Below are 22917 nucleotides of genomic sequence, written 5' to 3' on the forward strand. Positions count from 1 at the left end.
TCTAACTAGCGACGAATTTACGACGCAGGACACTAGGTCGGCGTCCTCAGTTAAGTGCTCAACGGTTGGCCTGAGGTCGGGTTGTAGCGGAGTGAGCCGGGTGGGATGTTCCGAATACTTCTCCGTGACATGCTGATGCCCGTATAGCCCCGGCGGCGTTCGGATACCTTCGCCCTGAGCCGCAACAGAAGCGCCAGCGCGTGGGCGCGTGTGCTCGGACGCAATACTCGCGTCGGTCGATCCCCGGATCCGCGCTGCCGTGCGTGCCGCAGCCGACGCGCTCGAGAGGGCCGGGCGTGAACTGGTCGAAACCGACATTCGGTTGAGTGAAGAAGCGACCGCCGCTTATTTCACGGCCTGGGTCGCATATGTCGCGCAACTGCCGGTCCCTGTCGGACGCGAGAACGATCTGCAGGAGGTGACCAGGCTACTGCGGCGGCTCGGAGCCGCTGTGGTGCCGGCCGACCTATCAGGCGAGGTCGCGTTGCTGGACGCTGCCCACAACCGAGTGGATGTCGAGCTCGGTCCCGGCTGTTCGCGTCCGAAACTGGCGATCGGTGAGCTGCGGCGTTCCGACCCGGTGGCTGCTGTAGCAGCGCAAGCTGAGTTCGCGCCGTTCACGATCCCTGCCAACGTCGAAGGCAGACCAAGCATCACAGTCCCGGTTGGGCTCCCGGCGGACCCGGGCCCCCTTTCGCTGTAATGCTGTCCGCACGCCGTGGATATGATTGGTGGCTCTTGGTATTTGCAGCCGAGGTCGAGCACGCTGTGGATGGCTTCCGACGGCCGGAATGCCCATCGCGCACGTGCACCACTGGGGGAGATTCGTGGTGACAGCATCGTCCAGTACAGCGGAGAAAGCCGTGCTTCCCCGCATTTTTCACGTCTGGCTGGGCGGTGCTCTGGTGTCGCAACTCGGCGACGCCGCTTTGTACTTCGCATTGGGGTGGGCGGCCTCGGCTCACGGCGGCCTGGCGGCCGGTTGGATTCTGTCGGCGGTCGCGCTGCCGCGGACGATTCTGCTGCTGTTCGGCGGTGCCGTCGGCGATCGGCTCGGTGCCCGACAGGTCATGATCATCGGTGATGCCGTGATGCTGGTCGTCGCCGTAACACTGGCTGTCGTGTCGGGGGCAGCTGGGGCGCCGTTGGCCATTCTCGTGATAGCTGCCCTCATAGTCGGCACAAACGACGCCTTCTACCTGCCCTCGTCCGGATCGATGCCCCGCCGGCTCGTCGAGCCCGAATTGCTCCCGCGGGCAGTCGCGCTTCGTCAGAGCGGAACGCAGGTGATTAGTCTGGTCGGTGCTCCTATCGGTGGTGCCTTGGTGGCATTCGCCGGGCTCTCCGCAGCGGCATGGGCCGACGCGATCACCTTCGCCGTGGTACTGGTCGTGCTGGTTGTGGTGCGTCCGCCGTTCACCCCGCCGTCGCCCGCGCAGCGCAAGCACATCCTGCGCGAGGTGTGGGAAGGGATCCAGGTCGCGGTCAGGACCTCCGGACTGGGACCCGTCCTGTTGCTCGTCGCGGGCGCGGCGGGATTCGTGCTGCCTTTTGCAACTTTGCTGATCCCGCTGCTGGCGCGAGAGCACGGATGGGGTTCGACCGGTGCGGGGTTTGTGGTCGGAGCCCAGAGCATGGGCACGATCGTCGTAACCCTGATCATCAGTCGCCGCGGGATCTTCGCCCGCTCCGGCATTGTTGCCGCGCTCGCGCTGGCGGTGGTCGCCGTGGGCGAACTGGCGGTTGGCCTCGCGCCAGCGCTGCCAATGGCCATCACGGGCGCGTTAGGCGTCGGCGCGGCGAGCGGCATGTTCGTCAGCCACCTCAGCCCGCTGCTCCTCAGCGCCGCTCCTGATACTCATCTCGCTCGTGTACAGGCAATCCTCTCGGTGATCCAGAGTGTGACCCTGTTGGCGACCAACAACATCATCGGCTCGGTTGCCCACGCGCTCGGACCTCAAGCCGGGACCCTCGTGTGTACGGCCGCGCTGCTTATGTGCGCCGCGGCGGGACTCTTCAGCCGGCCCGTCCGCAGGATCGCCCGACCGGCTGGCCGAGCTGTGCGTTCTTGATGGTCTGTCCGCAAGGGCATCGTCTGAACAAGGACAGCGGACGATGGTGCTAGCCACGACACTCGCGGTTGAAATGTCGGCGGCGCATGTCGGTTTTCGGCAGCGGCATCGCGACGTTGCGCGCGTATGAGCCTGCGAGGCCTGGCCGCGGCCGGATCACGTTCCCCCGCCACGAGCCCGTGCGCCCGCTCAACACGAACAGCCGGCCCGACGAACTGCCTGGCGTGCTCACTCCGGACGGGAATCCGTCCGGGGCGCTAGTCCTGGGGCAGTTGTCGTTCGGGGATGCCTGCGCTGACGTTGGTCGCGGAGCGGCGGAACGCGGTCGGCTCAGGCGGGCGGGAGCGCTGTTCGCGGTCGGCGCACTGTTGGACATGATCCGCAGGTCCGCGATGGACATCCTATTGCGCTGGCTAATGGACACCTACGGGCAAGGTGGTCGGCCCGCTGTCCACCATGGACGGCATCGCGTTCTTCGTCGAGACGATCTTCCCCGGCCTCGATTTATACGCCTGGGGCCATCTCCTGCCACGACGGCACCTTCATCTGGAGCAAGTGCTGGCCGAGTATGTCGATTACTTCAACCCCCATCGACCTCATCGCTCCTTGCATCAACGGCCGCCCGATCAAGTCTCGGTACCCGGCCGCATGACCGGCTCGGGGCGGGTTCGGCGTCGTGATCGGCTCGGCGGACTGATCCATGAATATCAGCAGGTCACATGACGTGACACAGTTCTCGGCACTCACAGGATGCTGCGGCATTCCTCGATCACCGTCACCTCCGACACCTACACGACGGTCTTGCCTCAGGTGGCGTTCGCGGCGGCGGAAGCGACGGCGGCGATCATCCCGCAGCAGTCGGCGAGAAGTCTCGGGCTCGCCAACGACCACAATGGACAATCCAGAACCGGAAGAAAACCCTGTGGGTGCCGGAAACGCTGTCATAGGTTCTGACCAGCTGGTTCGTGGCGTGTGGGCGGGTGGTTGATGGGGTGACTGCCCGGTGGTCGATGATCACGAGTTGTGGTCATAAGGTTTCTGTATCTGCTGGTGGCGCGGGTGTTCGGGTGGCTGGTGCTGTGTGCGCGGCCCGCGGCCGCGAAGGATGTGGAGATCCTCGTGCTGCGTCATCAGTTGGCTGTGCTGCGGCGCCAGGTGACGCGGCCACATCTGACCTGGGCTGATCGCGCTGTGTTGTCGGCGTTGGTGCGGCTGGTGCCGAACTGGCGTCGGTTGCCGTTGATCGTGTCGCCACGGACGATCTTGCGATGGCACGCCTCGTTAGTGCGGCGTAGGTGGACCTGTCGACGCCAACCAGGGCGCCCGGCGGTCGCGGCAGCGATCCGCCGGTTGGTGCTGGAGATGGCCCGGGACAACCCACGATGGGGCTACCGACGAATCCACGGTGAACTCGTCGGGCTGGGGCACACAGTCGCGGCATCGACGGTATGGACGATCCTCAAGGGTGCAGGCTTGGACCCGGCGCCGCGCCGAACGGGACCGACATGGAAGCAGTTCCTCACTACCCAGGCTAAGGGCATCCTGGCGGTCGACTTCTTCCACGTCGACACGGTGTTGCTGCGCCGGTTGTACGTGTTGTTTTTTGTTGAACACGACCGTCGTCGTGTCCATGTTGCAGGGGTGACCGCTCATCCGACTGCGGAGTGGGTGGTTCAGCAGGTCCGGAATTTGCTGATGAAGCTTGATGGTCGCGTGGACAGTTTACGGTTTCTGATCCGTGACCGAGACGCGAAGTTCACCACTGCGTTCGATGCGGTGTTCGCCTCGGTCGGCATCGACATCCTGCGCAGTCCTGTTCGGGCGCCGCGGGCGAACGCGATCGCTGAACGCTGGGTGGGCAGCGTTCGCCGCGAGTGTCTGGATCGGATGCTTATCGTCAACCGGCCTCATCTCGAACAGGTCCTGGCCGAGTATGTCGATCACTTCAATCACCATCGACCTCATCGCTCCTTGGGCCAACGACCGCCCGAACGGCAGGTTCCGGTCCGGATGCGTGATGCCAGATCGGTACGTCGGCACGGTCGACTTGGCGGTCTGATCTACGAATATCAGCAGGTCGCATGATGTGACATAGTTTTCGGCACCCACAGGCAAGGTCTTTGGCCACTGCCACGCGCTGGGGGAGCAGATGTCGGTCTCGGAGGTGCTGTCGTTCGCGTGCGACGACGCGGTGCCGGAACCGGCCGGCGGACCGCGACTGACCCGCAGGGAGAAGCAGGTGGCCGAGCTGATCGCGGAGGGCCTGACGAACAAGCAGATCGCCACCCGGCTGGTGATCTCGCAGCGAACCGCGGAAGGGCACGTGGAACACGTGCTGGCGAAACTGTCGTTCACCTCGCGCGCTCAGGTCGCCGCGTGGGTCGCCACACGCGCGTGAGAGCCTGCGCCGGTTTCAGTCGAGGACGGTTTCGGCGATGAGCCGGTCGACTTCGGTCGGGGGCGGGTAGCTGGGTCCGTCGGTGCGTTCGGTGCTGACGAGGACGTCGAGGAGACCGTCGGCCAGGTCGGTGATCGTGTTCGCGGGCGTGGTGATGGCGAGGCTGTGCTGGACGGAGACCAGGCCGTGGAGTCCGGTCCACAGGGTGTGGGCTGCTTGGTGCAGCGGGAGCGCGAGCGAGTAGCCCTCGTCGGCGCACCGGGCGAGGGCGCGGCGCAGCCCTCGCGAGACCAGGCGGGAGGGGTGGTGTCCGATGCGCGCGGGGTCGGCGGTGGGCTGGCGGACCTCGTACATCAGCCGGTAGTGCCCGGCGTTCTCCTGCGCGAATCGGCAGTAGGCGTCGACCTGGGCGCGGAGCCGTTCCCGGGTGCCTCGCTCGGCGGCGCGCAGGTCGGCTTCGTGCATGTGCCGCGCGAGCTGTTCGTATTTGTCGGTCAGTGCGGCCCAGACGAGTTCGGCCTTGTCGGCGAAGTGCAGATAGATGCTCGGTGCCGCGACGCCGACCTCCTTGGCCACCGCGCGCATGGTCAGCTTTTCGTCGCTGCCCCATTCGTCGAGCAGCCGGTTGACCGCATCGAGGACTTCGGCCCGCAGTTGGTCGCCCTGGCCCCGTCGGCTGCGGGGCCGTCCGGGCCTGGTCGAAGACACGCCTTTCACCACCGGTTCACGATAGACGGTCGGCGGGGCGGCGACCGGACACCGCCGCCCCGCCGAGGCGGTCACCAGGTGACGAGCATCTTGCGCACGCCGTAGTTGGTGCCGTAAGTGTCCATTTCGACGTCTTCGAGCGGGGTGGCCAGGCGCAGGCCGGGGAACCGCTCGAACAGCCGGGGCAGGATCGTCTTGAGTTCGGCCCGCGCGACGTTCTGGCCGAGGCACTGGTGCACCCCGTAGCCGAACGCGAGGTGCCGGGTCATGGCGCGTTCGAAGTCCGGCGTGTCGGGACTGTCGAACGCGCGCGGGTCGCGGTTGGCGGCGGGCATCGCGACGACCACGAGGTCGCCCTTGGCGATCTGCTGCCCGCCGATTTCCAGGTCCTCCTTGGCCGTCCGGCCGAGTCCGAACTGGACGATGGTGAGGTAGCGCAGGAGTTCCTCGACCGCCGGGCCGACCTTGCCGGGGTTCTCTCGCAGGTAGCGGCGTTGTTCGTCGTGGGTGAGCAGGGTGAGAGCGGACAGGCCGATCATCGCCATCGTAGTGTCGTGCCCGGCGAACAGCAGCAGCACCCCGATGCTGATCAGGTCCTTGTCGGTGAGGATCGAGCCCTCTACCTGACTGGTGCGGATCAGGTCGGCCAGCAGGCCGGTGGACTCGGGGTCGGCCTTCTTCGCCGCGACGAGGCCGGTGATGTAGTTCTGCAGCCATCGCGCGCCTTTTCCGCGTTCGGCCCGGCTCTTGCTCACGTCCATCATCACCTCGGTGGCGTGATGGAACCCGTCGCGGTCGGCATACGGCACGCCGAGCAGCTCGCAGATCACCAGGCACGGGATCGGCAGCGCGAGGTGCTCGACGAGGTCGACCGGCGCGCCGCCGGAACCCGCGCGCTCGATGGCGTCGAGGTGCTCGTCCACGATCCGGTCGAGGTAGGGCTGGAGTTTCTGCTGCACCGATTTCGGGGTGAACCGGCCGGCGAGCAGACGGCGGTAGGCGCTGTGGTCGGGTTCGTCCATGAACACGAACGTCGGGTCGATTTCCTCGGCCGACTCGTCCGAGGAGTGGTCGTCGCTTTCCTCGGGCGGCACGTCGTGCCGGGGGCGGCGGGCGCTCATCCGCGGGTCGGAGAACACCTGGCTGCCCTCCTCGAACCGGGTGGCCAGCCATCCGACCCGGCCGCTGGGGAAGCGCATCCGCACGATCGGCTGTTCTTCGCGCAGCTGCGTGTACTCCAGTGGCGGGTCCAGCAGCCGCTGCCGGGCCATCGGCATCTCGGGCAGTTCGACGGTCACTTCTTCTCCTTCGCTTCGCGGGCGCGCAGTGCCGCCTCGACTCCGTTGTTCACCTGGGTTCCGTTGCCCCAGCCGACGTAGTACTGCAGGTGCAGCACAGCTTCCCGCAGCTGCTCGGCGGTCAGTTCGTCGTTGGCGAGCGCGCCTTCGACCTGGATCTGGACGAGGTCGGCGCGCCCGAGCGCGGCAGTGGCGCCGAGGACCAGCAGCCGCCGGTCGCGCACCGACAGCCCCGGGCGGCTCCAGATCTCGCCGAAGAGGTGATCGACGGTCTTCTCCAGCATCGGCGTGGTCTCCGCGGGCAGGGTCTCGCTGAACCCGGCGCCGTAGACCTCATCCATCATCTTGCGGCCCAGCTCGCTGCTCACTTGTCCTCCTTCGCCGGGAAAGCCAGCGTTTCCGCGCCGTGCGCACGGGCCGCGTCGACCAGCGGCAGCGGCACGTGCACGCGTTCGGCGAGGTCTTGGGCAGCGGCGAGATCCTTGTCCTGCAACCGTTGCACCTGAGGAACCAGCGCGCGGGTCTCGTCCTTGGCGGCGAGCCGCATGCGCAGCCAGGAGAACAGCGTCGCGCCCTGCGGGTCCGCCTCCTCGACGACGGTGACGAGCTTTTCCGGGGCGACCCCGGCGGCTTCGGCCAGTGCGCTGGCCTCGTGCACCGCGCGCCAGGTCCCGTAGGTGATGACGTTGCGGGCGATCTTCGCCGCCATCCCGGCACCCAGCGGTCCACAATGGACCACCCGCTTGGCGAAGCCGGACAGCACCGGCATCGCGCGGGCCACCGCGGAGTCCTCGCCGCCGAGGATAGCCACCATCCCGTTCTCGGCGGCCTTGTCCCCGGGCGTGACCCCGCAATCGAGCAGCGCGATGCCGTGGCCCGCGCAGGTCTTTGCCAGTTCGTGCACCACCGGCACGGCCACCGTCGACAGCAACACCACGACCAGTTCCGGACGCGCACCGGCGAGCACACCGTCCTTTCCGGACAGCACCTGCCTAGCCTGGTCCGCGTCGACCACGGCGACGAGCACCACGTCGCTGGCCCGCGCCACCTCGGCGGGCGAGCCGAGTGGTGCCGGGACCCCGGCCAGCCCGTCGGCGGCCTCCGGGCGGATGTCGTAGACGGCGGGGACCTGTCCGCTGCGGACCAGACTGACCGCGACTCCGCCGCCGATCATGCCCAGTCCGATCACCCCGACCCTTGGCTGGTCTCCGGGTACTGCGCTCATGCCGGAACTCCTTTCTGCGCAACGACTTCATCCCACGCCGTCCGCGCGGCGACATGCGCCCGCGCGGCGCGGACGGAGCGCGCCATGTTGATGCCCGCCGCGGCGCGCACGACGTCGTTCTTGCCGTACAACGCGACGAGCTTGCGGTCGGCCGTGCTGCCCTCGGTCACCGCGAACGCGTCGGCGCCCCGCGGCAGGCCGTAGATCTGGATCTTGCGGTCGTACTGGTCCGACCAGATGTAGGGGACCGGCGCGAACGGCGTGCGCGCGCCGAGGATGTTGCGCGCCACCGCCATGCCCTGCTCGGCCGCGTTCGTGCGGTGCTCCAGGCGGATTCGCCCGCTCCAGGCCGGATGCGTCCACGCGGCCACGTCACCCGCGGCCCAGACGCCGGGACCGGCCTGGCAGAACTCGTCGCACAGCACGCCGTTGCCGGTCTCGATCCCGCTGCCCGCCAGCCACTCCGCATTGGGCGCCGAACCGATCGACACCAGCACCGCGTCGCCCTCGATCAGCCGCCCGTCGGCCAGCCGCACCCCGTGCGCGCGCCCTCCGGCGCCCGCCACCTCGCGCACCCGGCTGCCGGTCACGACCTGGACTCCGTGCTCGCGATGCAGGTCGACGAGCAGCCCGCCGAGATCCGGACCCAGCACATCAGACAGAGGCGCCTCCAGGTCGGACACCAGCGTGACCTCCGCGCCCGCCGCGCGTGCCACCGAAGCGACTTCCGCACCGAGGAAGCCGGCGCCGACGATTACCAGCCGTGGCTTCTCCTCGATGACGGCCCGCAGCCGCCTCGCGTCGTCCAGCGTGCGCAACAGGTGCACACCGGCCAGCCCGTCGGTGCCGGGCAGCTGCCGCGGCCGCACCCCGGTCGCGATCACCAGCTCGTCGTATCCGACGACGGAACCGTCCGCGAACTCCACGGTGCGCGCCGCCGGGTCGGCTCGCACCGCTCGCGCGCCAAGGCGGAGATCCAGGTCCAGCCCGGCGAGCGCCGCGTCGCTGCGCAGCCAGACCCGCTCCTCAGCCCAGCTTCCGGAGAGAATCTCCTTCGACAACGGCGGCCGGTCGTACGGCGCGACGCTCTCCTCGCCGGCCATCGTGATCCGGCCGTCGAAGCCGTCCCGCCGCAGCGTCTCCACGACCGCCAACCCGGCTGCCGACGCACCGACGACGACCACCCGCTTCGTCATTCGTCCACCACGATGGCCATCGCCGGGCACACCGCTGCCGCTTCCCGCACCGCTGCGTGCTGGTCCTCGCCCGGTTCGGCGTCGAGCAAGACGACGATCCCGTCCTCGTCCCGCTGGTCGAACACGTCCGGGGCGGCCAGCACGCACTGGCCGGCGCCACAGCATTTCCCCTCGTCGATGGCGATCTGCATGTCATTCTCCCACTGCTGGAAAGTTCACCTAACTAAGTTCACTTATAGCCAGGCTAGACCTGTGCGGATGTCCGGCAAGGAAGTTCGCATGTGGGCTGGATCACACTCTTAGGCGGTTGTGCTGGAGTCCCGGCTGAGTCGCGAAGCAGTCGGTCGGGGCCGGGACGAGACGGTCCTGGAACGAGCCGGTCAACCGAACGGATTGACCCCGGGCCGAGCGAACTGTGCGCGTCAGATGGCCCGGGGTGTTCGAAGAGCTGCCCTGACTGCGGCGAACGATGATTGCCTGGTTCTTGAAGATCAGGCGAAGCGAGTGTCCTTGTCGGTCTGGACCGGGAGATCATCGACATCTACGACGCGCTCCTTCTCGCACGACAACAGAGCTGCCAGCGAGTGCGTGACAGGGCTGTGTTGGTTGCTGAGGCAGCGGGCCTTGGCCAGCGGGATCGGGCCGTGTTTCTCGATGCGATCGAGTTGCGCGCGGCGGTTGGCGGCTCGTGCCGTTTCCTCGGAACGGGCGCGCGTGCTCCGTCGAAGAAGCTGAATATTGAGGTGGAGACCGATCCGCTCGATGTGGATGCATTGGCGCAACGGGAGAAGGTTGTCAGATTGGCCAGACGTGTGCTGTGGGACGGGATGGTACGGCGTACCGCTTGAACTGCGGTCAGCGTTGCCCGGATCCTCAAGCCGTGTCCCGGGTGGCTTTCCGGTCGTTCGCGATCGCGGCGAACTGCGCGAGCGCGCCAGCATCATCGAGCGCAGCCGGATTCGCCACACTGTCCGGCGCAGCACCCTGAAGAATGCGTTTGACCGGAACCTCGACCCTCTTTCCCGTCATCGTGTGCCGCATCCGCGCCAGATCAGGGAGGTCGACCGTCATGCGCGTCGTAGCCATCGAAGAACACCACGTCATCCCTGAGCTGAGCGGCTCATTGCAGTTGGACCAGCTCCCGCCCGCGATGCGAAACCGCTTGCGCGCCACGGTTGACGAGCGGCTGACCGACATGGACGCCACCGGAATCGACCAGCAGGTGCTCTCCGCCGTGATGCCCACGCCCGAGATGCTGCCCGCCGAAGCCGCGAAACCCTTGGCTGCCAAGGCCAACGAACAACTGCGCCGCATGGTCGAGGACCGTCCCGACCGCTTCGCTGCGTTCGCGACACTGCCAGTCACTGTCCCCGACGCGGCCGCGGCCGAACTGGAGCGCGCCGTCAGCGAACTGAGCTTTGTGCGCGCGATGATCAGCGGTGCAATCGGCAGCCGGTTGCTCGACGACCCGTTGTTCACCCCGATCCTGGAAACCGCGGCCAGGCTCGACGTGCCGATCTACCTGCACCCAGCGCCGCCGCCGAAGCCGGTCGCCGACGCGTACTACACCGGCTTCTCGGATCCGATCAACCAGATCCTGGCCACCGGCGGCTACGGCTGGCACTACGAGGCCTCGCTGCACGCGCTGCGGATGATCCTCCGCGGGGTGTTCGACCAGCTGCCCGGCCTCAAGCTGATCCTCGGCCACCTCGGTGAGGGCATCCCGTTCCACCTGTCCCGCATCGAAGACACGCTCGCGCCCGCGATCTCCGGGCTGCCCAAGCCGATCGGCGACTACCTCTGCGAGCACTTCTGGATCACCGCCAGCGGCTACTTCCACGACGGTCCGTTCCGGCTGACCCGCGAGGCGTTCGGCGACGACCGGCTGATCTTCTCCGTGGACTACCCCTTCGCTGACAACCGCCGTGCCCGCGACTGGTTCGACCGGCTCCACCTCGACTCCGAAACCCGTGAGAAAATCGCGCACCGCACGGTCGACGCACTGCTCAGGCTTCGCTGAGTCCCTGCCTCAGTGTCTGGATGATCTGAGGGCGGACGGGTGCGACAAGCCCTGAAAGGAGTGCTCGCGATCAGGAGATCGCGCGCCCGAGCTTCCTGAGGTCGACAGCAGGGTCTGCGAGCTGGTCGGGGTCCACCACGGCACCCGCCGCGATCAGCCGCTTCGCGGCGCGGAGGGTCTTTCCTCCGTCGATCGCGGCGCAGCCGACGAGCACCTGCCCGTCGTCGATCCGGAACGCGAACTGCTTCGCCCCGTCAGTGCGCACCACCGTCCGGCCCGGCGCGGACATCGAGCCGACCGCCTCGGCGTGCACGCCGTAGCGGTCGCTCCAGAACCAGGAGGGCGGGCGCGGCGGGAGTTCCTCGCCGAGGAGCCCGCAGGCGACTGCGGTGCCGCTGAGCAGAGCCGCCTCCCAGTGTTCGGCGCGGCGGCCGGGAGTTCCGTCCGGCTGGCGCAGCCGGATGCCGTCGCCTGCCGCGCGGATCGCTGGATGCGACGTCCGGCCGGCCTCGTCGACCTCGATGCCGGAGCAGGTTCGCAGGCCTGCGGAGTCCGCGACAGAGGTGTCCGCCTCCAGGCCGATGGCGACGAGAACCAGGTCTGCGCTGATCCGTTCGAGCCCCGGGTGCTGGTCCAGATCGACGAGCAGGCGCTGGCCGTCGCGGGCGATCTCGACCGGGACGCCGGTCCGGACGTCCACTCCGTGCGCCGGATGCATCGCGTGCAGCACTTCAGCCAGTTCCTGCCCGACCGCCGGGATGAGCGGGACCGGCACCGGATCGACCAGCGTGACCTCGGCACCGGCGGCCACCGCGGTCGCCGCCGTTTCCGCGCCGATCAGTCCGGCTCCGACGATGAGCAACCGGAGTCCGGGGCGCAGGGCGGCGCGCAGCCGCTCCGCGTCGGCCAGGGTGCGCAGCGCGACCACTCCCGGCGAGTCGTGGCCGGGTACGGAGAGCTGCCGGGCACGTCCGCCGGTCGCCAGGACGACCGCATCGCTGGACAGTTCGGTGCCGCCCGCGAGCACCACGGAGCCGCGGTCGGCGGCGAGCTTCACCGCGGAGTCTTCGATGAACTCGACTTCGTGTTCGGGGTACCACGACGGCGGCGCGAGCCTGAGCGCCTCGGCCCCGGTTTCCCCGGCGAGGTACGACTTGGACAACGGCGGACGGTCGTAGGGGAGTCCTTGCGGGTCGACGATGCGGAGCACGCCGTCGAAGCCGCGCGACCGGAGTTCCCTGGCGACGGTGAACCCGGCCAGCCCGCCGCCCACGACGGTGATCGAGCGGAGCGGATCTGCGGTGGACACGAAATCTCCTTGGGGCGCAATGAGTACTGGGCGGCGCTCACAGCATCGAACTGCCGCCGTTGACGCTGATCGTCTGGCCGGTCAAATAAGAAGCTTCTTCGGACGCGGCGAACGCCACAGCTGCCGCGACCTCGTGCACGGTGCCGGGCCTGCCCATCGGAATCGTCGAGCGGATCTGGTCGGTGAACTCCGCCCAATCCGCTTGGACGGCCGGAGACGACGCGGCGATCCGGGCATCGGCTTCCGGGGTGGTGATCCAGGCGGGAGCCACGACATTGACGGTGATTCCTTGCCGGGCGTACTCGCGGGCCAAACCGGTGGCCAGCGCGTGCACTCCGCCTTTGGCCGCGTTGTAGATCGCGTGCCGGTAGAGCCCGTTCCGCACGGATTCCGCGCCTACATTGACGATTCGGCCGTATCCCGCTTCGGCCATGACCGGGAGGGCGGCGAGGGTGCAGTACATCGTCGTCCACAGGTTGCGGTCGATCGTCGTGCGCAGGGTTTCCTCAGTGTGCTCAGGCGTGGCGCGAATGACGCCGCCGCCCGCGCAGTTGACGAGAACGTCGAGCTTTCCGTAGTGCTCGATCGCGGCGCGGATGAGCGCCTCGGCATCGCTTTGCTTGCTCAGGTCCCGGAACTCCGTGTGCACTCTGCCGGGTGCGTTTGCCGAAAGCTTGGCACCGAGCGTTTCGAGGCGTTCGGGGTCGAAATCGCCCAGCACGGCGGAAGCGCCCTCCTCGACGAGCCGTTCCGCGATCGCGTAGCCGATCGGGCTGGCTCCTCCGGTGACGACCGCGATCCGGCCGGTAAAACGGTCCGCCGTCACTGCGCGACTCCGGTCGGTGAGATGTAGACCTTGCCGTCTTCGATGATCGTCTCGTACCGCGTGAGACCGACAGTGGCGGGGAAACACAATGCCTTGCCGTCACGCACATCGAACCGGGCGTTGTGCAGTGTGCAGCTGACCTCGAAGCCGTCGAGATCGCCTTCCTCGCCCAGCGACCATTTCTCGTGCGTGCAACTGTCCGACGTCGCGTAGAAGTCGTCGCCCACGCGGTAGAGCGCGACGGCGGCACCGCCGGTCTCTACCCGCATCGTGTCGCCGTCTTCCAGCTCGTCGGCCTCGCAGGCGAAGGTCCGCTCCGCCACTGCACTTTCCTCGGTCATGTCTGCCTCCTTCCGCTCTCGTCCGTCCTCACAGGACGAACGAGATCTTCCCTTGCGGATCGAGCCGGTCGTGGGCTAACACGCTTTTCTTCCGCCGGATCAGGAACTGCTGCCGAGCCGGGATCAGTTCGTAGTAGTGCCGGCCGGCATACTGGTCGAATTTGCCCGCCTTCATCCGGGAGACAAGGAAATTCGCCTCCACCAGAAGGGATTCCCGGTTCCGCTTGACGATCCGGACGTTGCCGATGATCCGGCTGGTCTGCGAGTGCGGGAACTCGGCGTGTGCCTCCGGCTTCTTCAGCCGGATGACCCGCTGTTCTAGCATGGTCCGCCGGTCGTGGATCAGCGACCAGGTGAGGCCGGGGTCGGCGAGCGGCGCGTCCGTGGCCGGGACCTCGTAGATGCAGTCGAGGGTGAACAGCTCGAGCCATTCTTCGAGCCGCCAGTCGTCGAGCAGCGCCGCCTCGGCGAAGAGGAAATCCTCGACCTCGGCGCGGGTGATTCCGGCGACCGGCCGAGCCGGGGCAGGAGTCGTCTCGGGTGCGGTCATGTCCTCAGGCCTCCTGGTGCTCGCGGGTCGGGAAGGGCACGAATTCCTCGACCTCCCTGGGCAGCTGCTCGCCGGTCATCAGGTAGTTCCACTGTCGCCACCAGGCGCGCATTTGCAGCTCGTCGTTCGCCGCGGGACGAGCCTTGCCCATGCCCTTGGAGATGTCGGACAACGGCACCTCGCGGCGGGCGCTGAAACCGCGTTGCGCTTGTTCGAGCGCTTCGACGTCGTCCGGGGTGGCGAGCCCGGCCGGGCCCCAGAACGTGAGCGCGTTGTCGATGCGGTACTGCAGCGATTCCTGGTCGAGACCGCGCGGGGCGAGGTGCCAGCTGGTGACGTGGGTGCGGTCCGGGGCGACCGGCATGATGGTGCGCACGATCATGCCGAAGTTGAGGTCGATCAGCACGAAGTTGGGGAAGAAGACGGAATTGCGGGCGAGGTTGAACACCGCGGACGCGTAGGGCTCGCCGTGCCGGGCCACCGCTTTCCCGCGCAGTTCGGCGAGATTGCGGGCTACCTGTTCGTTCGCCAGCGGCAGCCCGTTGCCGGGATAGATGAGCGTGGCGTGGCCGTTGCCGAACTCGGTCCCGATTCCGGCGGGCGGCACTCCGTTGACCGTGCCGTCGCCGAGCATGGGCGGGGTCTGGCCGAGCTCCATCATCATCTCGAAGTACGTGTGGTGCACGGATTTCGCGTGGTAGCCGTCGACGCTGTTCTCGACCAGCAGCTTCCAGTTGGCGTTCAGCGTGTAATTGTGCGTGCCCCCCAGGATTTCCACGCCGTCTTCGGACTGGTCGGCGGCGAGATCGAGCAGATAGGCCGACGTGCCGAGCCAGGTGCGCAGATCCGGTGCCTGAGCGGAGAAGTTCACGAACCAGAAGCCGCGGTATTCCTCGGTGCGAGGGGAGCCGAGTCCGCCGTAGACGTCGGCCGGCGCGGTGCGGTAATCCTCGCCTGAGGGCACGTTGACCAGTTCGCCGGAATTGCGGTAAGCCCAGCCGTGGTAGAAGCAGGTGAAGATCTTCTGGTTGCCTTCCGGGTGCCGGCACACCGACGCGCCCCGGTGCAGGCAGGTGTTGAGCAGGACGCGCACGATCCCTTGGCGGTCCCGGTTGAAGATCACCGAACGGCCGCCGACGTCCCGGGTGCGGAAGTCGTTCTTCTTGGGCAGTTCGGATTCGTGGCCGACGTAGAGCCAGGCGTCGGCGAAGAGCAGATGGCGTTCCTTTTCGAAGATCTCGGGCGAGGTGAAGACTTCCCGGTCCACCTGGAAAAGGGATTCCGCGCGGTTGTCGATCACATACGGCTGAGGCACTGGGAAAACTCCCTTCGCGGGCTGTGGCGGTCAGCCGGCACAGCAGGGCATGAGGGGCGGGCCGGACGGCGGATTCGCGGCGCGCGCCCTCCGGGTTGTTCGTCGAGCGGACGTTCAGGAGTGCGTTGACGCTAGGCCGGTGCGCGCCCGGCGTGGGGCGCGGTTCCAGCGACCGGAACCGGCGCGGTGCGGCAGGCCGCCGCGGATTAGCGTCGGGGCCCGTCGCCTCTCGGCGCGACCCGGGCCGGAGCCGCCGGACCCGGTGACCCCCACCGGCACGGAGTGCACATGCGCATCGTCGACCACGACATCCCCGACGGCCCGGACAAGATCCTGCACGTCCGGTCGGTCGGGTGCGACGTCAACATCATCGTCGGGACGCACGATCCCTCGGGGGTGCCGTTCACGACGATCGAAATCCTGCCGCACGAGCCGGACGATGAGGGGGTCCGGTGGATGCACCTGGGCACCTCGAATGTGGTGGTGATGCCGGTTTCGCACGCCGGGCAGCCGACCGCGGACGCGGCGGCGGCCCTCGGGCGGGACCTCGACCGCGAGGAGGCGCGACGATGAGCCGTTTCCTGGGACTCGGCATGACGCACTACCCGCTGCTGGCGGGCACCGACGAGCACATGGCCGGACTGCTCCGCTGGACGCTGGCCGACCCGGACATCCCGGAGGCGGAGAAGGACCCGGCCAGCTGGCCCGCCGGAATGCGCGCGGAGTGGGGCGAGGACCAGGGCCGCGCGGCCGCGGCCGGGCACCGCGCGCGGCTGCTCGACGGTCTTCGCCGGTGCCGTGCCGCGCTGGACGAGTTCGCCCCGGACCTGGTCGTCGTGTGGGGCGACGACCAGTACGAGAACTTCCGCGAGGAGGTCGTCCCGCCGTTCTGCGTGCTCGCCTACGACGATCTGCGCGTGCCGGCGTTCGAGGTGATGAACGAACGAGGCAGCCCCAACGTCTGGGGGCTGCCGGACGATTTCGAGATCACCTTGCACGGCGACGCCGCCCGGGCCCGAGGGCTGGCGGACGGGCTGCTCAACGACGGCGTCGACATGGCGTACTCGTACCGGAAACGGGCCGGGGCGCATTTCCCGCACGCGATCCTCAACACCCAGCTGTTCCTCGACTACGAGCACGCGGGAGCCGAGTTCCCGTACCGGATCCTTCCGGTGACGGTGAATTGCTACGGCCAGCACGCGATCGCCCGCAAGGGCGGGCTGGCCAGGTTCGCGGACATCAGCCGCGAGCAGCTGGACCCGGTCGGTCCGACCCCGGCCCGGTGCGTGGCGGTGGGGAGGGCGATCGCACGGCACTTCCTGAAGCAGGACCTGCGGGTCGCTTTCATCGCGTCGTCAAGCTGGTCGCACGCTTTCCTGGCCGACGCGCTGTGGCACATCCGGCCGGACACCGAGGCCGACGAGCGGCTGTACCGGATGCTCGTCGAGGGGCGTTACGACGAACTCGCGGCCACGAGCACGCGCGAGGTCGTCCATTCGGGACAGCACGAGATGCTCAACTGGTTCTGCCTGGTGGGCGCGGTCCAGGAACTCGGCCTGGACCTGACGTGGTCGACCATGGTCACCACCGACGTCTTCAACTCCAACAAGCCGTTCGCCGTCTACCAGGGCTGACCCCGCCGGTCTCAGTCGAATCCGGGGAACCAGCTGTCGTGGCCCGCGGCGAGGACCTGCTGGTTGTCCCGGCTGATCCGGTCCGCGGTCACGCAAACCGCGTCCACGAGCGAGCGATCGGTGGCCGCGTCCCGGCCGATCGCCGAGACCGAGATCGCGCTGACCGCCCGGCCCCGGATCAGGATCGGGGCTGCCACGCAGGTGACGTCCGGGTCGGCTTCGCCGCGGGCGATGGCGACGCGCCGCTGCCGCACCGTACGCAGCTCCGCGGCCAGGTCCTTCGGATCGGTGACCGTGTCCGGGGTGAGAGCCTCTAGTGGCTGGGACAGGACGGCGTCGAGCTCTTCCGGGGCCAGGAACGCGAGCATCGCCTTGCCGAGGGCGGTGGCATGGGCGGGAAGCTCGGTGCCCGGGCTGGCCGAGGGAAGTTCGTGCCCGGGCACCAGGAACCGCTCGACGAAGACCACCCGGCCGCCGCGCAGCCCGCCGAGGTGGACATGCCTGCCAGACCATCGGTGCAGCGAACCGAGATGCGGGAGAGCGGACTGCCGCAGGCTTTCGATGGGCATCACCGACGCGAAGCGCCGCATGGGCAGCCCGACCTTGAAACCCGGGCCGTGCGGTTCGATGACGCCGAGCGGGATCAGCCGGCGCAGGAGCCGGTGCGTCGTCGATTTCGGGAGCCCGCTGGCCCGGGCGATCTCGGTTAGGGTCAGGACGCGGTGCTCGTGGTCGAAGGCTTCGAGCACGGTGAAAGCTTTCGACAGGATCGAGGCAGGCTGGTCGTCCGCCTCCGAAGCATGCTCGTGGACGGTGGTCACCAAGCACCTCCTTGGCCGCTCTTCGATGAACAGCGTCTCGCGGCACAACCGCACCTCACTGTAACCCGCCGAGCGCCCGGTTCAGAAGCGGACAGTCTCCCTCGCGAGGATGTCCCTGGAGATGACCTTCTTCTGGATCTCGGCTGTCCCGTCCGCGACGAGGTACGCCATGACGTCGCGGAACCGTTGCTGCAGCGGGAATTCGGTCGCGTAGCCCAGGTTGCCGTGGATCTTCATCGCCGCTTCGATCGCGTCCTTGGCCACGACCGGCGGCCACCATTTGCTCATCGAAGCCAGCGAGGTGTGCGGCTGGCCTTGTTCGCGCAGCCACAATGCCCGGTAGCACATCCAGCGTGCCGCTTCGAGATAGGTGGCGTGCTCGGCGAGCGGGAACGAGACGCCTTGGTTCGCGCTGATCGGCCGGCCGAACGCGTGCCGCTGGTTCGCGTAGACCGCGGCCTCGTCGAGGCTGGCCTGCGCCGCTCCGAGGCACATGAGGCCGAGCGCTGCGCGGCTGAAATCGAAATGGCTCATCACCGTGCGGAAGCCTTGCCCGGGTTCACCGATGAGGTAGGACTCCGGGACGAACGCGTCGTCCAGGTGGATGGAGCCCCAGCCGAGGGGGAGGCAGCCCATTCCCGGCAGCGGGCGGACGGTCACCTCGGCGGAATCGAGCGGGACCAGGTAGGCGCTGACTCCGTCCGCCCGGATCGTGCCGGGGTCCCGCGCGTAGACGACGGCCGCGGAAGCGTTGCACGCCCACGAGATCGCGGTTTTCTCCCCAGTGAGCCGCCATCCTCCCGCTACGGGACGCGCGGCCGTGGTCAGCGCCGCGGCATCGGAACCGGAGCCGGGCTCGGTGAGCGCGATCGCGATGGTGTGGCGTCCTTCGATCAGCGGTGGCAAGTACGTCTGCTGTACTTCTTCGCTGCCGTGCAGCAGTTGTGCGGAGATGAGACCGGCCTGGACGGGCGCGGAAGCGAGGTTGACGTCCCCGTAGGCGAGGGTCTCGGCAGCGAGGCCGAGCAGGATCGGATCGTCGGAGCCGGTGCCGCCGACGTTCTCCGGCAGGCCGATGCCGAGCACCCCGAGTTCGCCGAGCCGGCGCAGGAGTGCGAAAGGGAAGTCGGTCGAGGCCGCGCGGTCCCGGTAGCCAGGCAGCAGGTGCTTGCGCGCGAACGCGGCGAGCGTTTCGGCGAACTGCTGTTGTTCGTCGGTGAAAGAGAAGGAAAGCATCGGAACACCTTTGTTCGTCGGGCGGACGCGAAATCGCAGGGCGAACTCCGGCCGGGCGCGGAGGCGAGCGGCCGGGCGCCGGTCTCGGCGCGGCGAAACCGAGCCGTTGACGGTTTGGTATGATGTTTGTACCATAGCGCGGGTACTGCTGCTCGACGATGAGCGGGGGAGCCGGGCGTGAGATCAGGCCATGCGGACCAAGTCCTGCTCGTGCAAGCCGAGCAGCTTGTCCATCGCGACCGCGTCTCCGTCGCGGATCGCGGCGACGATCTCGGCGTGCAGCGCGAAGTTGCGCCTGCGGCGTTCCTCGAGGCCCTCGGCGAACGCCGCGCGGGTCATCGTCGCTTGCAGGGTAGTGACGACCGTTTGGTACATCCCGGTCAGCACCTCGATGCGGGACGCCCTGGCGATCGCGAGGTGCAGCCGCATCGCCGCGCCCAGCCAGCCGCGCGGATCGTGCCGCAGTTCCCGCATTTCGTCGAGCGCCCATTCCATGGCGCGCAGGTCCTCCGGGGTCGCGCGCTGCAGTGCGACGGTGGCGAACAGCCGGTCGAGGTGTTCGCGTGCCTCGAAGAGAGCTTCCGGTTCGACATGCAATCCCTGGAACCACAGGTCGATTCCGCCGAGTCGGACCTGCGGCGGCGGGTTCGCCACGAAGACGCCGCCGTTCGGGCCCGGCTTCACCATGATCAGGTCGCGCTCGCGCAGAATACGCAGTGCTTCGTTGATGATCGGCGCGCTCACCGCGAACCGGACGATGAGCTCGGTGCGGAGTGCGAGCCGGGTGCCCGCGCTCAGCCGTTCGCCGAGAATCTGCGCTTCCAGTTCGGCGGCCACCTGCTGGGCGCGGGACGCCCGCGCCGGTGACTGGGGTGCGTTCGGCTCCACGAGCGCCTCCTTGCCGGAATTCTTGCCAAAAATGTTACTACAATTGAGTGTGTGCGGTAGCTCGCCGTAGCTCATAAGCTGGGGGGATTTGTTTATGACGCACTCGAAAGCGGAAACATTCACCGATCGCCTTGAACCTGTGTTAAGGAACACCTAGCATGTGGCGAACGTCGCGCGGAGCGCCGGAGCAGGCAGTCCGCGCGACGGCCGGGAGCGGGTTCGCCGACCGGGAGCGGGTCGGTCCGCGCCGTGAGTTCGAGCTGGAGAAAGAGGACGGACAAAGTGGTCCAGAATCGTCGAGAGCACGCCTCGGACAGTGGCCGGGACGATCGGGGAGCGGTCGCCGCGGACGGTTGGGCGGAGCGGGAAGCGGAGCGGGTGCTCGCACTGCTGTCGGCAGTCGAGGGCATCGTCCGCGACGACGTCTCCTACGGCAGGGTGCCGGATCGGGAACCCGCGACGCTCGAAGCCGGGATGAGTGCCGCCGAACAGGCGCTGGCGGAAAGCTGGGGCCGGTGGTCGACCGGACGCCGCGACACGGACACGGCCCGCATGCTCGCCGCTTTCCTGCAGCTGGGCGCGGTGCGTTCGTCCTTCCGCAATTCGGTTGCGGCGCAACGGAAGTCCCGGATGTTCGGGATCTCGGCGTTCCTGCACAACCTGCGTCTCTACTCGAGCGTGCCGGACCTGGTGGACCGTATTCCGGGCGAGGTCTGCCGGCTCGGGCTCGGCCGGGTGCTGGTGTCGCGGGTGAGCGACGGGCAGTGGATCGCGCGTTCCGCCGAGGCGGTCGGCCACACCGAGCTGGCGCAGGCCATGGTCCGGGTCGGGAACGAGCATCCGGGAACTCTCACCGGCGGGATGGTGGAGACCGAGATGGTCCGCAAGCGCGCTCCGATCCTGGTGCACGACGCGGAGAACAACTCGCGGGTGCATCCCCAGCTGCGTTCGCTGATCTCTTGCCACGCGTACGTTTCCGCGCCGATCATGGTCTCGGGCAAGGTAGCCGGTCTCGTGCACGGAGACCAGAACCTCGACACCGGCACAGTCGACGAGGCGGACCGGGAGCTGATCGGCACGGCGGCCGAGGGGCTGGGTTTCGCCATCGAGCGGACGATGTTCCACGAACGGCTGCGCGGTCTCCGGCGGAAGCTCGACGACCAGCACCGCGCGGCGAGCGCGTTCATCGACGAATTCGCCGAATCCGAGAAGCTGTGGCCGGACGAAGGCGCCGCGGCGTCCTCGCCGCGGGCTGAAGGGGTCGGCGGCATGTGCCTGACCCGGCGGGAGGCTGAGGTGCTGGAGCAGATGGCACTGGGGCAGACGAACGCGCAGATCGCGGGAAATCTCTTCGTGTCGGAAGGAACCGTGAAAACGCACGCGAAGCACATCCTGCGCAAACTGGGAGCGGCGAACCGGGCCGAGGCGGTGTCCCGCTACCACCTGATGATGCGGAAAGCCTAGCCGCGGCGCCTGCTCGCCGGGCAGGCCTCTCCCGGTCGGGAGAAGGGAAACACCTCCGGCGAGCGATGAATCGGAGCCGATGCCCTCTTACCGTGGAGCGCGGCCGTCGTCACGGCCGCGTCGTTTCCGCGAAAGTGGGTGGAGTTCCGATGAAAATCACTGTGGACCGGTCCAAGTGCACCGCTCTGGGCATCTGCGAATCCGTTGCCCCTGACCTGTTCGAGGTCCAGGACGACGGCTCGCTGACCATCATCGACGACCGGCCGGGCGCCGAGTTCCGGCAAGCTGCGCTCGACGCCGTCGAAGGCTGCCCGACGGGCGCGCTGCTGGTCGAAGAGGACTGAATGAGCGGCGCAGGGCTCAGTATCGTCGGTGCTTCGCTGGCGGGACTCCGGGCCGCCGAAGCGGCTCGGAAAGCCGGTTACGAGGGCCGGATCACGCTGATCGGCTCCGAAGAACATCTTCCTTACGACCGGCCTCCGCTTTCGAAACAGTTCCTCGGTGCGGAGGAACCGGCGGATCCGGTGTACCGGGACGAGCGCGCGTTGAGGGAGGAATGGGGAATCGAGCTCCGGCTCGACACGACAGCGACGGGGCTCGATCCACGCGCGCGCGTCGTATGCGCTGGCGAACGCGAAATCCCTTACGAAGCCTTGGTGATCGCGACCGGAGCGGAGGCGCGCACTGTCCCGGGCGCGGAAGGACTCGAGGGCGTCTGCACTTTGCGCACGCTCGACGACGCACGCAAAGTGCGAGCCGCGCTTGACGCTGGGGCTCGCACCGTGGTGATCGGCGCCGGGTTCATCGGTTCGGAAGTGGCTTCCTCGGCACGGAACCGGGGCCTTCCGGTCACGGTGATCGAAGCTGCCCCGGTGCCGTTGACTCGTTCGGTCGGGCCGGAGACGGGGAAACTGCTTGCCAGCCTGCACCTCCAGGCCGGTACCGATCTCAGGCTGGGGCAGGGGGTCGCCGGGCTCAACGGGAACGGCGCGGTGTCCGGGGTGACCCTGACCGACGGCACCGAGGTTCCCGCGGACCTGGTCGTGGTCGGGATCGGAGCGGCACCGGCGACCTGGTGGCTGCGGGAAAGCGGACTTGCGCTGGATCCGCGGGACGGCGGGATCCTGTGCGACAGCACGCTCGCCTCATCTGTTCCAGGCGTGTATGCCGCGGGCGACGTGTGCCAGTGGGAGAGCGAATTGTTCGGCAGGCGGCTGCGGCTCGAGCATTGGACCAGCGCGGCCGAGCAAGGAGTGCTGGCCGCTCGCAACGCGCTCGCGCCGCAGACGGCCAAACCGTACGACACAGTCCCGTACTTCTGGTCGGACTGGTACGACAGCCGGATCCAGTTCGTCGGCGAGCCGGAGGCGGACGAGATCGCGATCGTCGACCGCGGCTGGGAGGAAGGGAAACTCCTGGCGCTCTACCGCTGCGGAGATCGGGTGACCGGCGCGCTGACGGTCAACCGCCCCACGCTCGTGATGAAGTTCCGCCGCATGATCGCGAACCGGGAGGCCTGGTCGAGCGCGGTCGAATTCGGCGCGGCCAAAACGAAATCCTGAACTGCGCGCACGAGAAGGCCCCGGGGAGCGCGGACTCCCCGGGGCCTTTCCGTA

General features: G+C 68.0%; 27 protein-coding genes. 11 read left to right on the plus strand and 16 right to left on the minus strand.

The genetic code is table 11. The annotated features are described in order from the left end of the window. The first annotated feature begins 259 nt into the window (after positions 1-259). The 5 genes from EIZ45_RS37655 (at position 260) to EIZ45_RS37675 (ending at position 4470) form a co-directional block, all read left to right on the plus strand. Positions 260-703, plus strand: coding sequence for an amidase family protein (locus tag EIZ45_RS37655; RefSeq protein WP_167754399.1), 444 nt, complete (start codon positions 260-262; stop codon positions 701-703). Between the two features lie 127 nt (positions 704-830). Next, positions 831-2072 (plus strand): MFS transporter, encoded by a 1242-nt coding sequence (locus EIZ45_RS37660; protein WP_205670253.1) that lies wholly within the window; start codon positions 831-833, stop codon positions 2070-2072. Positions 2073-2528: 456 nt separating this feature from the next. Further along, the gene (locus EIZ45_RS37665) at positions 2529-2795 is read left to right on the plus strand and encodes a hypothetical protein (protein WP_134668375.1); all 267 of its coding nucleotides are present in this window, start codon (positions 2529-2531) and stop codon (positions 2793-2795) included. A gap of 327 nt (positions 2796-3122) precedes the next feature. After that, a complete protein-coding gene (locus tag EIZ45_RS47100; RefSeq protein WP_240690895.1) occupies positions 3123-4157 on the plus strand; it encodes an integrase core domain-containing protein in 1035 nt (344 codons plus the stop codon). A 64-nt stretch (positions 4158-4221) separates the two neighbouring features. After that, the gene (locus EIZ45_RS37675; RefSeq protein WP_205670252.1) at positions 4222-4470 is read left to right on the plus strand and encodes a helix-turn-helix transcriptional regulator; all 249 of its coding nucleotides are present in this window, start codon (positions 4222-4224) and stop codon (positions 4468-4470) included. A 15-nt stretch (positions 4471-4485) separates the two neighbouring features. On the opposite strand, the gene EIZ45_RS37680 is transcribed toward EIZ45_RS37675, so the two are convergent. The 8 genes from EIZ45_RS37680 to EIZ45_RS46320 all read right to left on the minus strand — a co-directional run bounded on the left by EIZ45_RS37680 (position 4486) and on the right by EIZ45_RS46320 (position 9983). Further along, positions 4486-5178, minus strand: a complete 693-nt coding sequence (locus EIZ45_RS37680; RefSeq protein WP_240690894.1) for a TetR/AcrR family transcriptional regulator — start codon at positions 5176-5178, stop codon at positions 4486-4488. Positions 5179-5249: 71 nt separating this feature from the next. After that, positions 5250-6476, minus strand: coding sequence for a cytochrome P450 (locus EIZ45_RS37685; RefSeq protein ID WP_205670251.1), 1227 nt, complete (start codon positions 6474-6476; stop codon positions 5250-5252). Further along, a complete protein-coding gene (locus EIZ45_RS46595; protein ID WP_240690893.1) occupies positions 6473-6844 on the minus strand; it encodes a carboxymuconolactone decarboxylase family protein in 372 nt (123 codons plus the stop codon). Before EIZ45_RS46595 ends, EIZ45_RS37685 begins: the two co-directional genes overlap by 4 nt. Further along, positions 6841-7701, minus strand: coding sequence for an NAD(P)-dependent oxidoreductase (locus tag EIZ45_RS37690; protein WP_205670250.1), 861 nt, complete (start codon positions 7699-7701; stop codon positions 6841-6843). Before EIZ45_RS37690 ends, EIZ45_RS46595 begins: the two co-directional genes overlap by 4 nt. Further along, positions 7698-8897 (minus strand): NAD(P)/FAD-dependent oxidoreductase, encoded by a 1200-nt coding sequence (locus EIZ45_RS37695; RefSeq protein WP_134668371.1) that lies wholly within the window; start codon positions 8895-8897, stop codon positions 7698-7700. Before EIZ45_RS37695 ends, EIZ45_RS37690 begins: the two co-directional genes overlap by 4 nt. Further along, positions 8894-9088, minus strand: a complete 195-nt coding sequence (locus EIZ45_RS37700) for a ferredoxin (RefSeq protein ID WP_134668369.1) — start codon at positions 9086-9088, stop codon at positions 8894-8896. Before EIZ45_RS37700 ends, EIZ45_RS37695 begins: the two co-directional genes overlap by 4 nt. 300 nt (positions 9089-9388) lie before the next feature. Continuing rightward, positions 9389-9679 carry a hypothetical protein gene (locus EIZ45_RS37705; RefSeq protein WP_134668367.1) on the minus strand — a complete coding sequence of 97 codons (291 nt, stop codon included), beginning with the start codon at positions 9677-9679 and terminating at the stop codon, positions 9389-9391. Positions 9680-9770: 91 nt separating this feature from the next. Beyond that, complete coding sequence (locus EIZ45_RS46320) at positions 9771-9983, minus strand: hypothetical protein (RefSeq protein WP_167756675.1); 213 nt, start codon at positions 9981-9983, stop codon at positions 9771-9773. Between EIZ45_RS46320 and EIZ45_RS37710 the strand changes: the two genes are divergently transcribed. Beyond that, positions 9967-10917 (plus strand): amidohydrolase family protein, encoded by a 951-nt coding sequence (locus EIZ45_RS37710; RefSeq protein WP_167756676.1) that lies wholly within the window; start codon positions 9967-9969, stop codon positions 10915-10917. The two genes, EIZ45_RS46320 and EIZ45_RS37710, sit on opposite strands and share 17 nt — an antisense overlap. A gap of 70 nt (positions 10918-10987) precedes the next feature. Here EIZ45_RS37710 and EIZ45_RS37715 read toward each other — a convergent pair whose 3' ends face one another. The 5 genes from EIZ45_RS37715 to EIZ45_RS37735 are packed head-to-tail and all read right to left on the minus strand — an operon-like array spanning position 10988 to position 15258. Beyond that, entirely contained in the window at positions 10988-12226 is a 1239-nt protein-coding gene (locus EIZ45_RS37715; RefSeq protein WP_134668362.1) for an NAD(P)/FAD-dependent oxidoreductase, read from the minus strand. A gap of 37 nt (positions 12227-12263) precedes the next feature. Beyond that, entirely contained in the window at positions 12264-13052 is a 789-nt protein-coding gene (locus EIZ45_RS37720; RefSeq protein WP_134668360.1) for an SDR family oxidoreductase, read from the minus strand. Next, positions 13049-13393 carry a non-heme iron oxygenase ferredoxin subunit gene (locus EIZ45_RS37725; protein WP_134668358.1) on the minus strand — a complete coding sequence of 115 codons (345 nt, stop codon included), beginning with the start codon at positions 13391-13393 and terminating at the stop codon, positions 13049-13051. The genes EIZ45_RS37720 and EIZ45_RS37725 overlap by 4 nt, the downstream gene beginning before the upstream one ends. Positions 13394-13421: 28 nt before the next feature. Beyond that, on the minus strand, positions 13422-13943 hold the full coding sequence (locus tag EIZ45_RS37730) for an aromatic-ring-hydroxylating dioxygenase subunit beta (RefSeq protein ID WP_134668356.1): 522 nt from the start codon (positions 13941-13943) through the stop codon (positions 13422-13424). A 4-nt stretch (positions 13944-13947) separates the two neighbouring features. Then, positions 13948-15258 carry an aromatic ring-hydroxylating dioxygenase subunit alpha gene (locus tag EIZ45_RS37735; RefSeq protein ID WP_134668354.1) on the minus strand — a complete coding sequence of 437 codons (1311 nt, stop codon included), beginning with the start codon at positions 15256-15258 and terminating at the stop codon, positions 13948-13950. A gap of 288 nt (positions 15259-15546) precedes the next feature. Here EIZ45_RS37735 and EIZ45_RS37740 point away from each other — a divergent pair, with 288 nt between their 5' ends. After that, positions 15547-15831 (plus strand): hypothetical protein, encoded by a 285-nt coding sequence (locus EIZ45_RS37740; protein ID WP_205670249.1) that lies wholly within the window; start codon positions 15547-15549, stop codon positions 15829-15831. Continuing rightward, positions 15828-16892, plus strand: coding sequence for an extradiol ring-cleavage dioxygenase (locus EIZ45_RS37745; RefSeq protein ID WP_134668352.1), 1065 nt, complete (start codon positions 15828-15830; stop codon positions 16890-16892). Before EIZ45_RS37740 ends, EIZ45_RS37745 begins: the two co-directional genes overlap by 4 nt. Positions 16893-16903: 11 nt before the next feature. On the opposite strand, the gene EIZ45_RS37750 is transcribed toward EIZ45_RS37745, so the two are convergent. From EIZ45_RS37750 to EIZ45_RS37760, 3 genes are all read right to left on the minus strand, one after another. Then, positions 16904-17713, minus strand: coding sequence for an IclR family transcriptional regulator (locus tag EIZ45_RS37750; protein WP_167756677.1), 810 nt, complete (start codon positions 17711-17713; stop codon positions 16904-16906). Positions 17714-17794: 81 nt separating this feature from the next. Further along, the gene (locus tag EIZ45_RS37755; RefSeq protein WP_134668348.1) at positions 17795-18949 is read right to left on the minus strand and encodes an acyl-CoA dehydrogenase family protein; all 1155 of its coding nucleotides are present in this window, start codon (positions 18947-18949) and stop codon (positions 17795-17797) included. Positions 18950-19132: 183 nt separating this feature from the next. Beyond that, on the minus strand, positions 19133-19837 hold the full coding sequence (locus EIZ45_RS37760) for a FadR/GntR family transcriptional regulator (RefSeq protein ID WP_205670248.1): 705 nt from the start codon (positions 19835-19837) through the stop codon (positions 19133-19135). A 282-nt stretch (positions 19838-20119) separates the two neighbouring features. Here EIZ45_RS37760 and EIZ45_RS37765 point away from each other — a divergent pair, with 282 nt between their 5' ends. From EIZ45_RS37765 to EIZ45_RS37775, 3 genes are all read left to right on the plus strand, one after another. Continuing rightward, positions 20120-21301, plus strand: a complete 1182-nt coding sequence (locus EIZ45_RS37765; RefSeq protein WP_134668344.1) for a LuxR C-terminal-related transcriptional regulator — start codon at positions 20120-20122, stop codon at positions 21299-21301. A 149-nt stretch (positions 21302-21450) separates the two neighbouring features. Next, positions 21451-21645: a ferredoxin gene (locus EIZ45_RS37770; protein ID WP_134668342.1), complete on the plus strand. Its 195-nt coding sequence runs from the start codon at positions 21451-21453 to the stop codon at positions 21643-21645. After that, positions 21646-22863: an NAD(P)/FAD-dependent oxidoreductase gene (locus tag EIZ45_RS37775; RefSeq protein ID WP_134668340.1), complete on the plus strand. Its 1218-nt coding sequence runs from the start codon at positions 21646-21648 to the stop codon at positions 22861-22863. Positions 22864-22917 lie beyond the last annotated feature (54 nt).

Origin of the sequence: Amycolatopsis sp. CFH S0740 (genome assembly GCF_004522315.1) — a bacterium.
Lineage (GTDB): Bacteria > Actinomycetota > Actinomycetes > Mycobacteriales > Pseudonocardiaceae > Amycolatopsis > Amycolatopsis nivea.

Coding starts and splice junctions, on each gene's coding strand:
- EIZ45_RS37665 (WP_134668375.1), top strand. CDS start 2,529: ATGGACGGCATCGCGTTCTTCGTCGAGACGATCTTCCCCGGCCTCGAT.
- EIZ45_RS37675 (WP_205670252.1), top strand. CDS start 4,222: ATGTCGGTCTCGGAGGTGCTGTCGTTCGCGTGCGACGACGCGGTGCCG.
- EIZ45_RS37690 (WP_205670250.1), bottom strand. CDS start 7,701: ATGAGCGCAGTACCCGGAGACCAGCCAAGGGTCGGGGTGATCGGACTG.
- EIZ45_RS37695 (WP_134668371.1), bottom strand. CDS start 8,897: ATGACGAAGCGGGTGGTCGTCGTCGGTGCGTCGGCAGCCGGGTTGGCG.
- EIZ45_RS37700 (WP_134668369.1), bottom strand. CDS start 9,088: ATGCAGATCGCCATCGACGAGGGGAAATGCTGTGGCGCCGGCCAGTGC.
- EIZ45_RS37710 (WP_167756676.1), top strand. CDS start 9,967: ATGCGCGTCGTAGCCATCGAAGAACACCACGTCATCCCTGAGCTGAGC.
- EIZ45_RS46320 (WP_167756675.1), bottom strand. CDS start 9,983: ATGGCTACGACGCGCATGACGGTCGACCTCCCTGATCTGGCGCGGATG.
- EIZ45_RS37725 (WP_134668358.1), bottom strand. CDS start 13,393: ATGACCGAGGAAAGTGCAGTGGCGGAGCGGACCTTCGCCTGCGAGGCC.
- EIZ45_RS37730 (WP_134668356.1), bottom strand. CDS start 13,943: ATGACCGCACCCGAGACGACTCCTGCCCCGGCTCGGCCGGTCGCCGGA.
- EIZ45_RS37740 (WP_205670249.1), top strand. CDS start 15,547: ATGCGCATCGTCGACCACGACATCCCCGACGGCCCGGACAAGATCCTG.
- EIZ45_RS37745 (WP_134668352.1), top strand. CDS start 15,828: ATGAGCCGTTTCCTGGGACTCGGCATGACGCACTACCCGCTGCTGGCG.
- EIZ45_RS37755 (WP_134668348.1), bottom strand. CDS start 18,949: ATGCTTTCCTTCTCTTTCACCGACGAACAACAGCAGTTCGCCGAAACG.
- EIZ45_RS37770 (WP_134668342.1), top strand. CDS start 21,451: ATGAAAATCACTGTGGACCGGTCCAAGTGCACCGCTCTGGGCATCTGC.
- EIZ45_RS37775 (WP_134668340.1), top strand. CDS start 21,646: ATGAGCGGCGCAGGGCTCAGTATCGTCGGTGCTTCGCTGGCGGGACTC.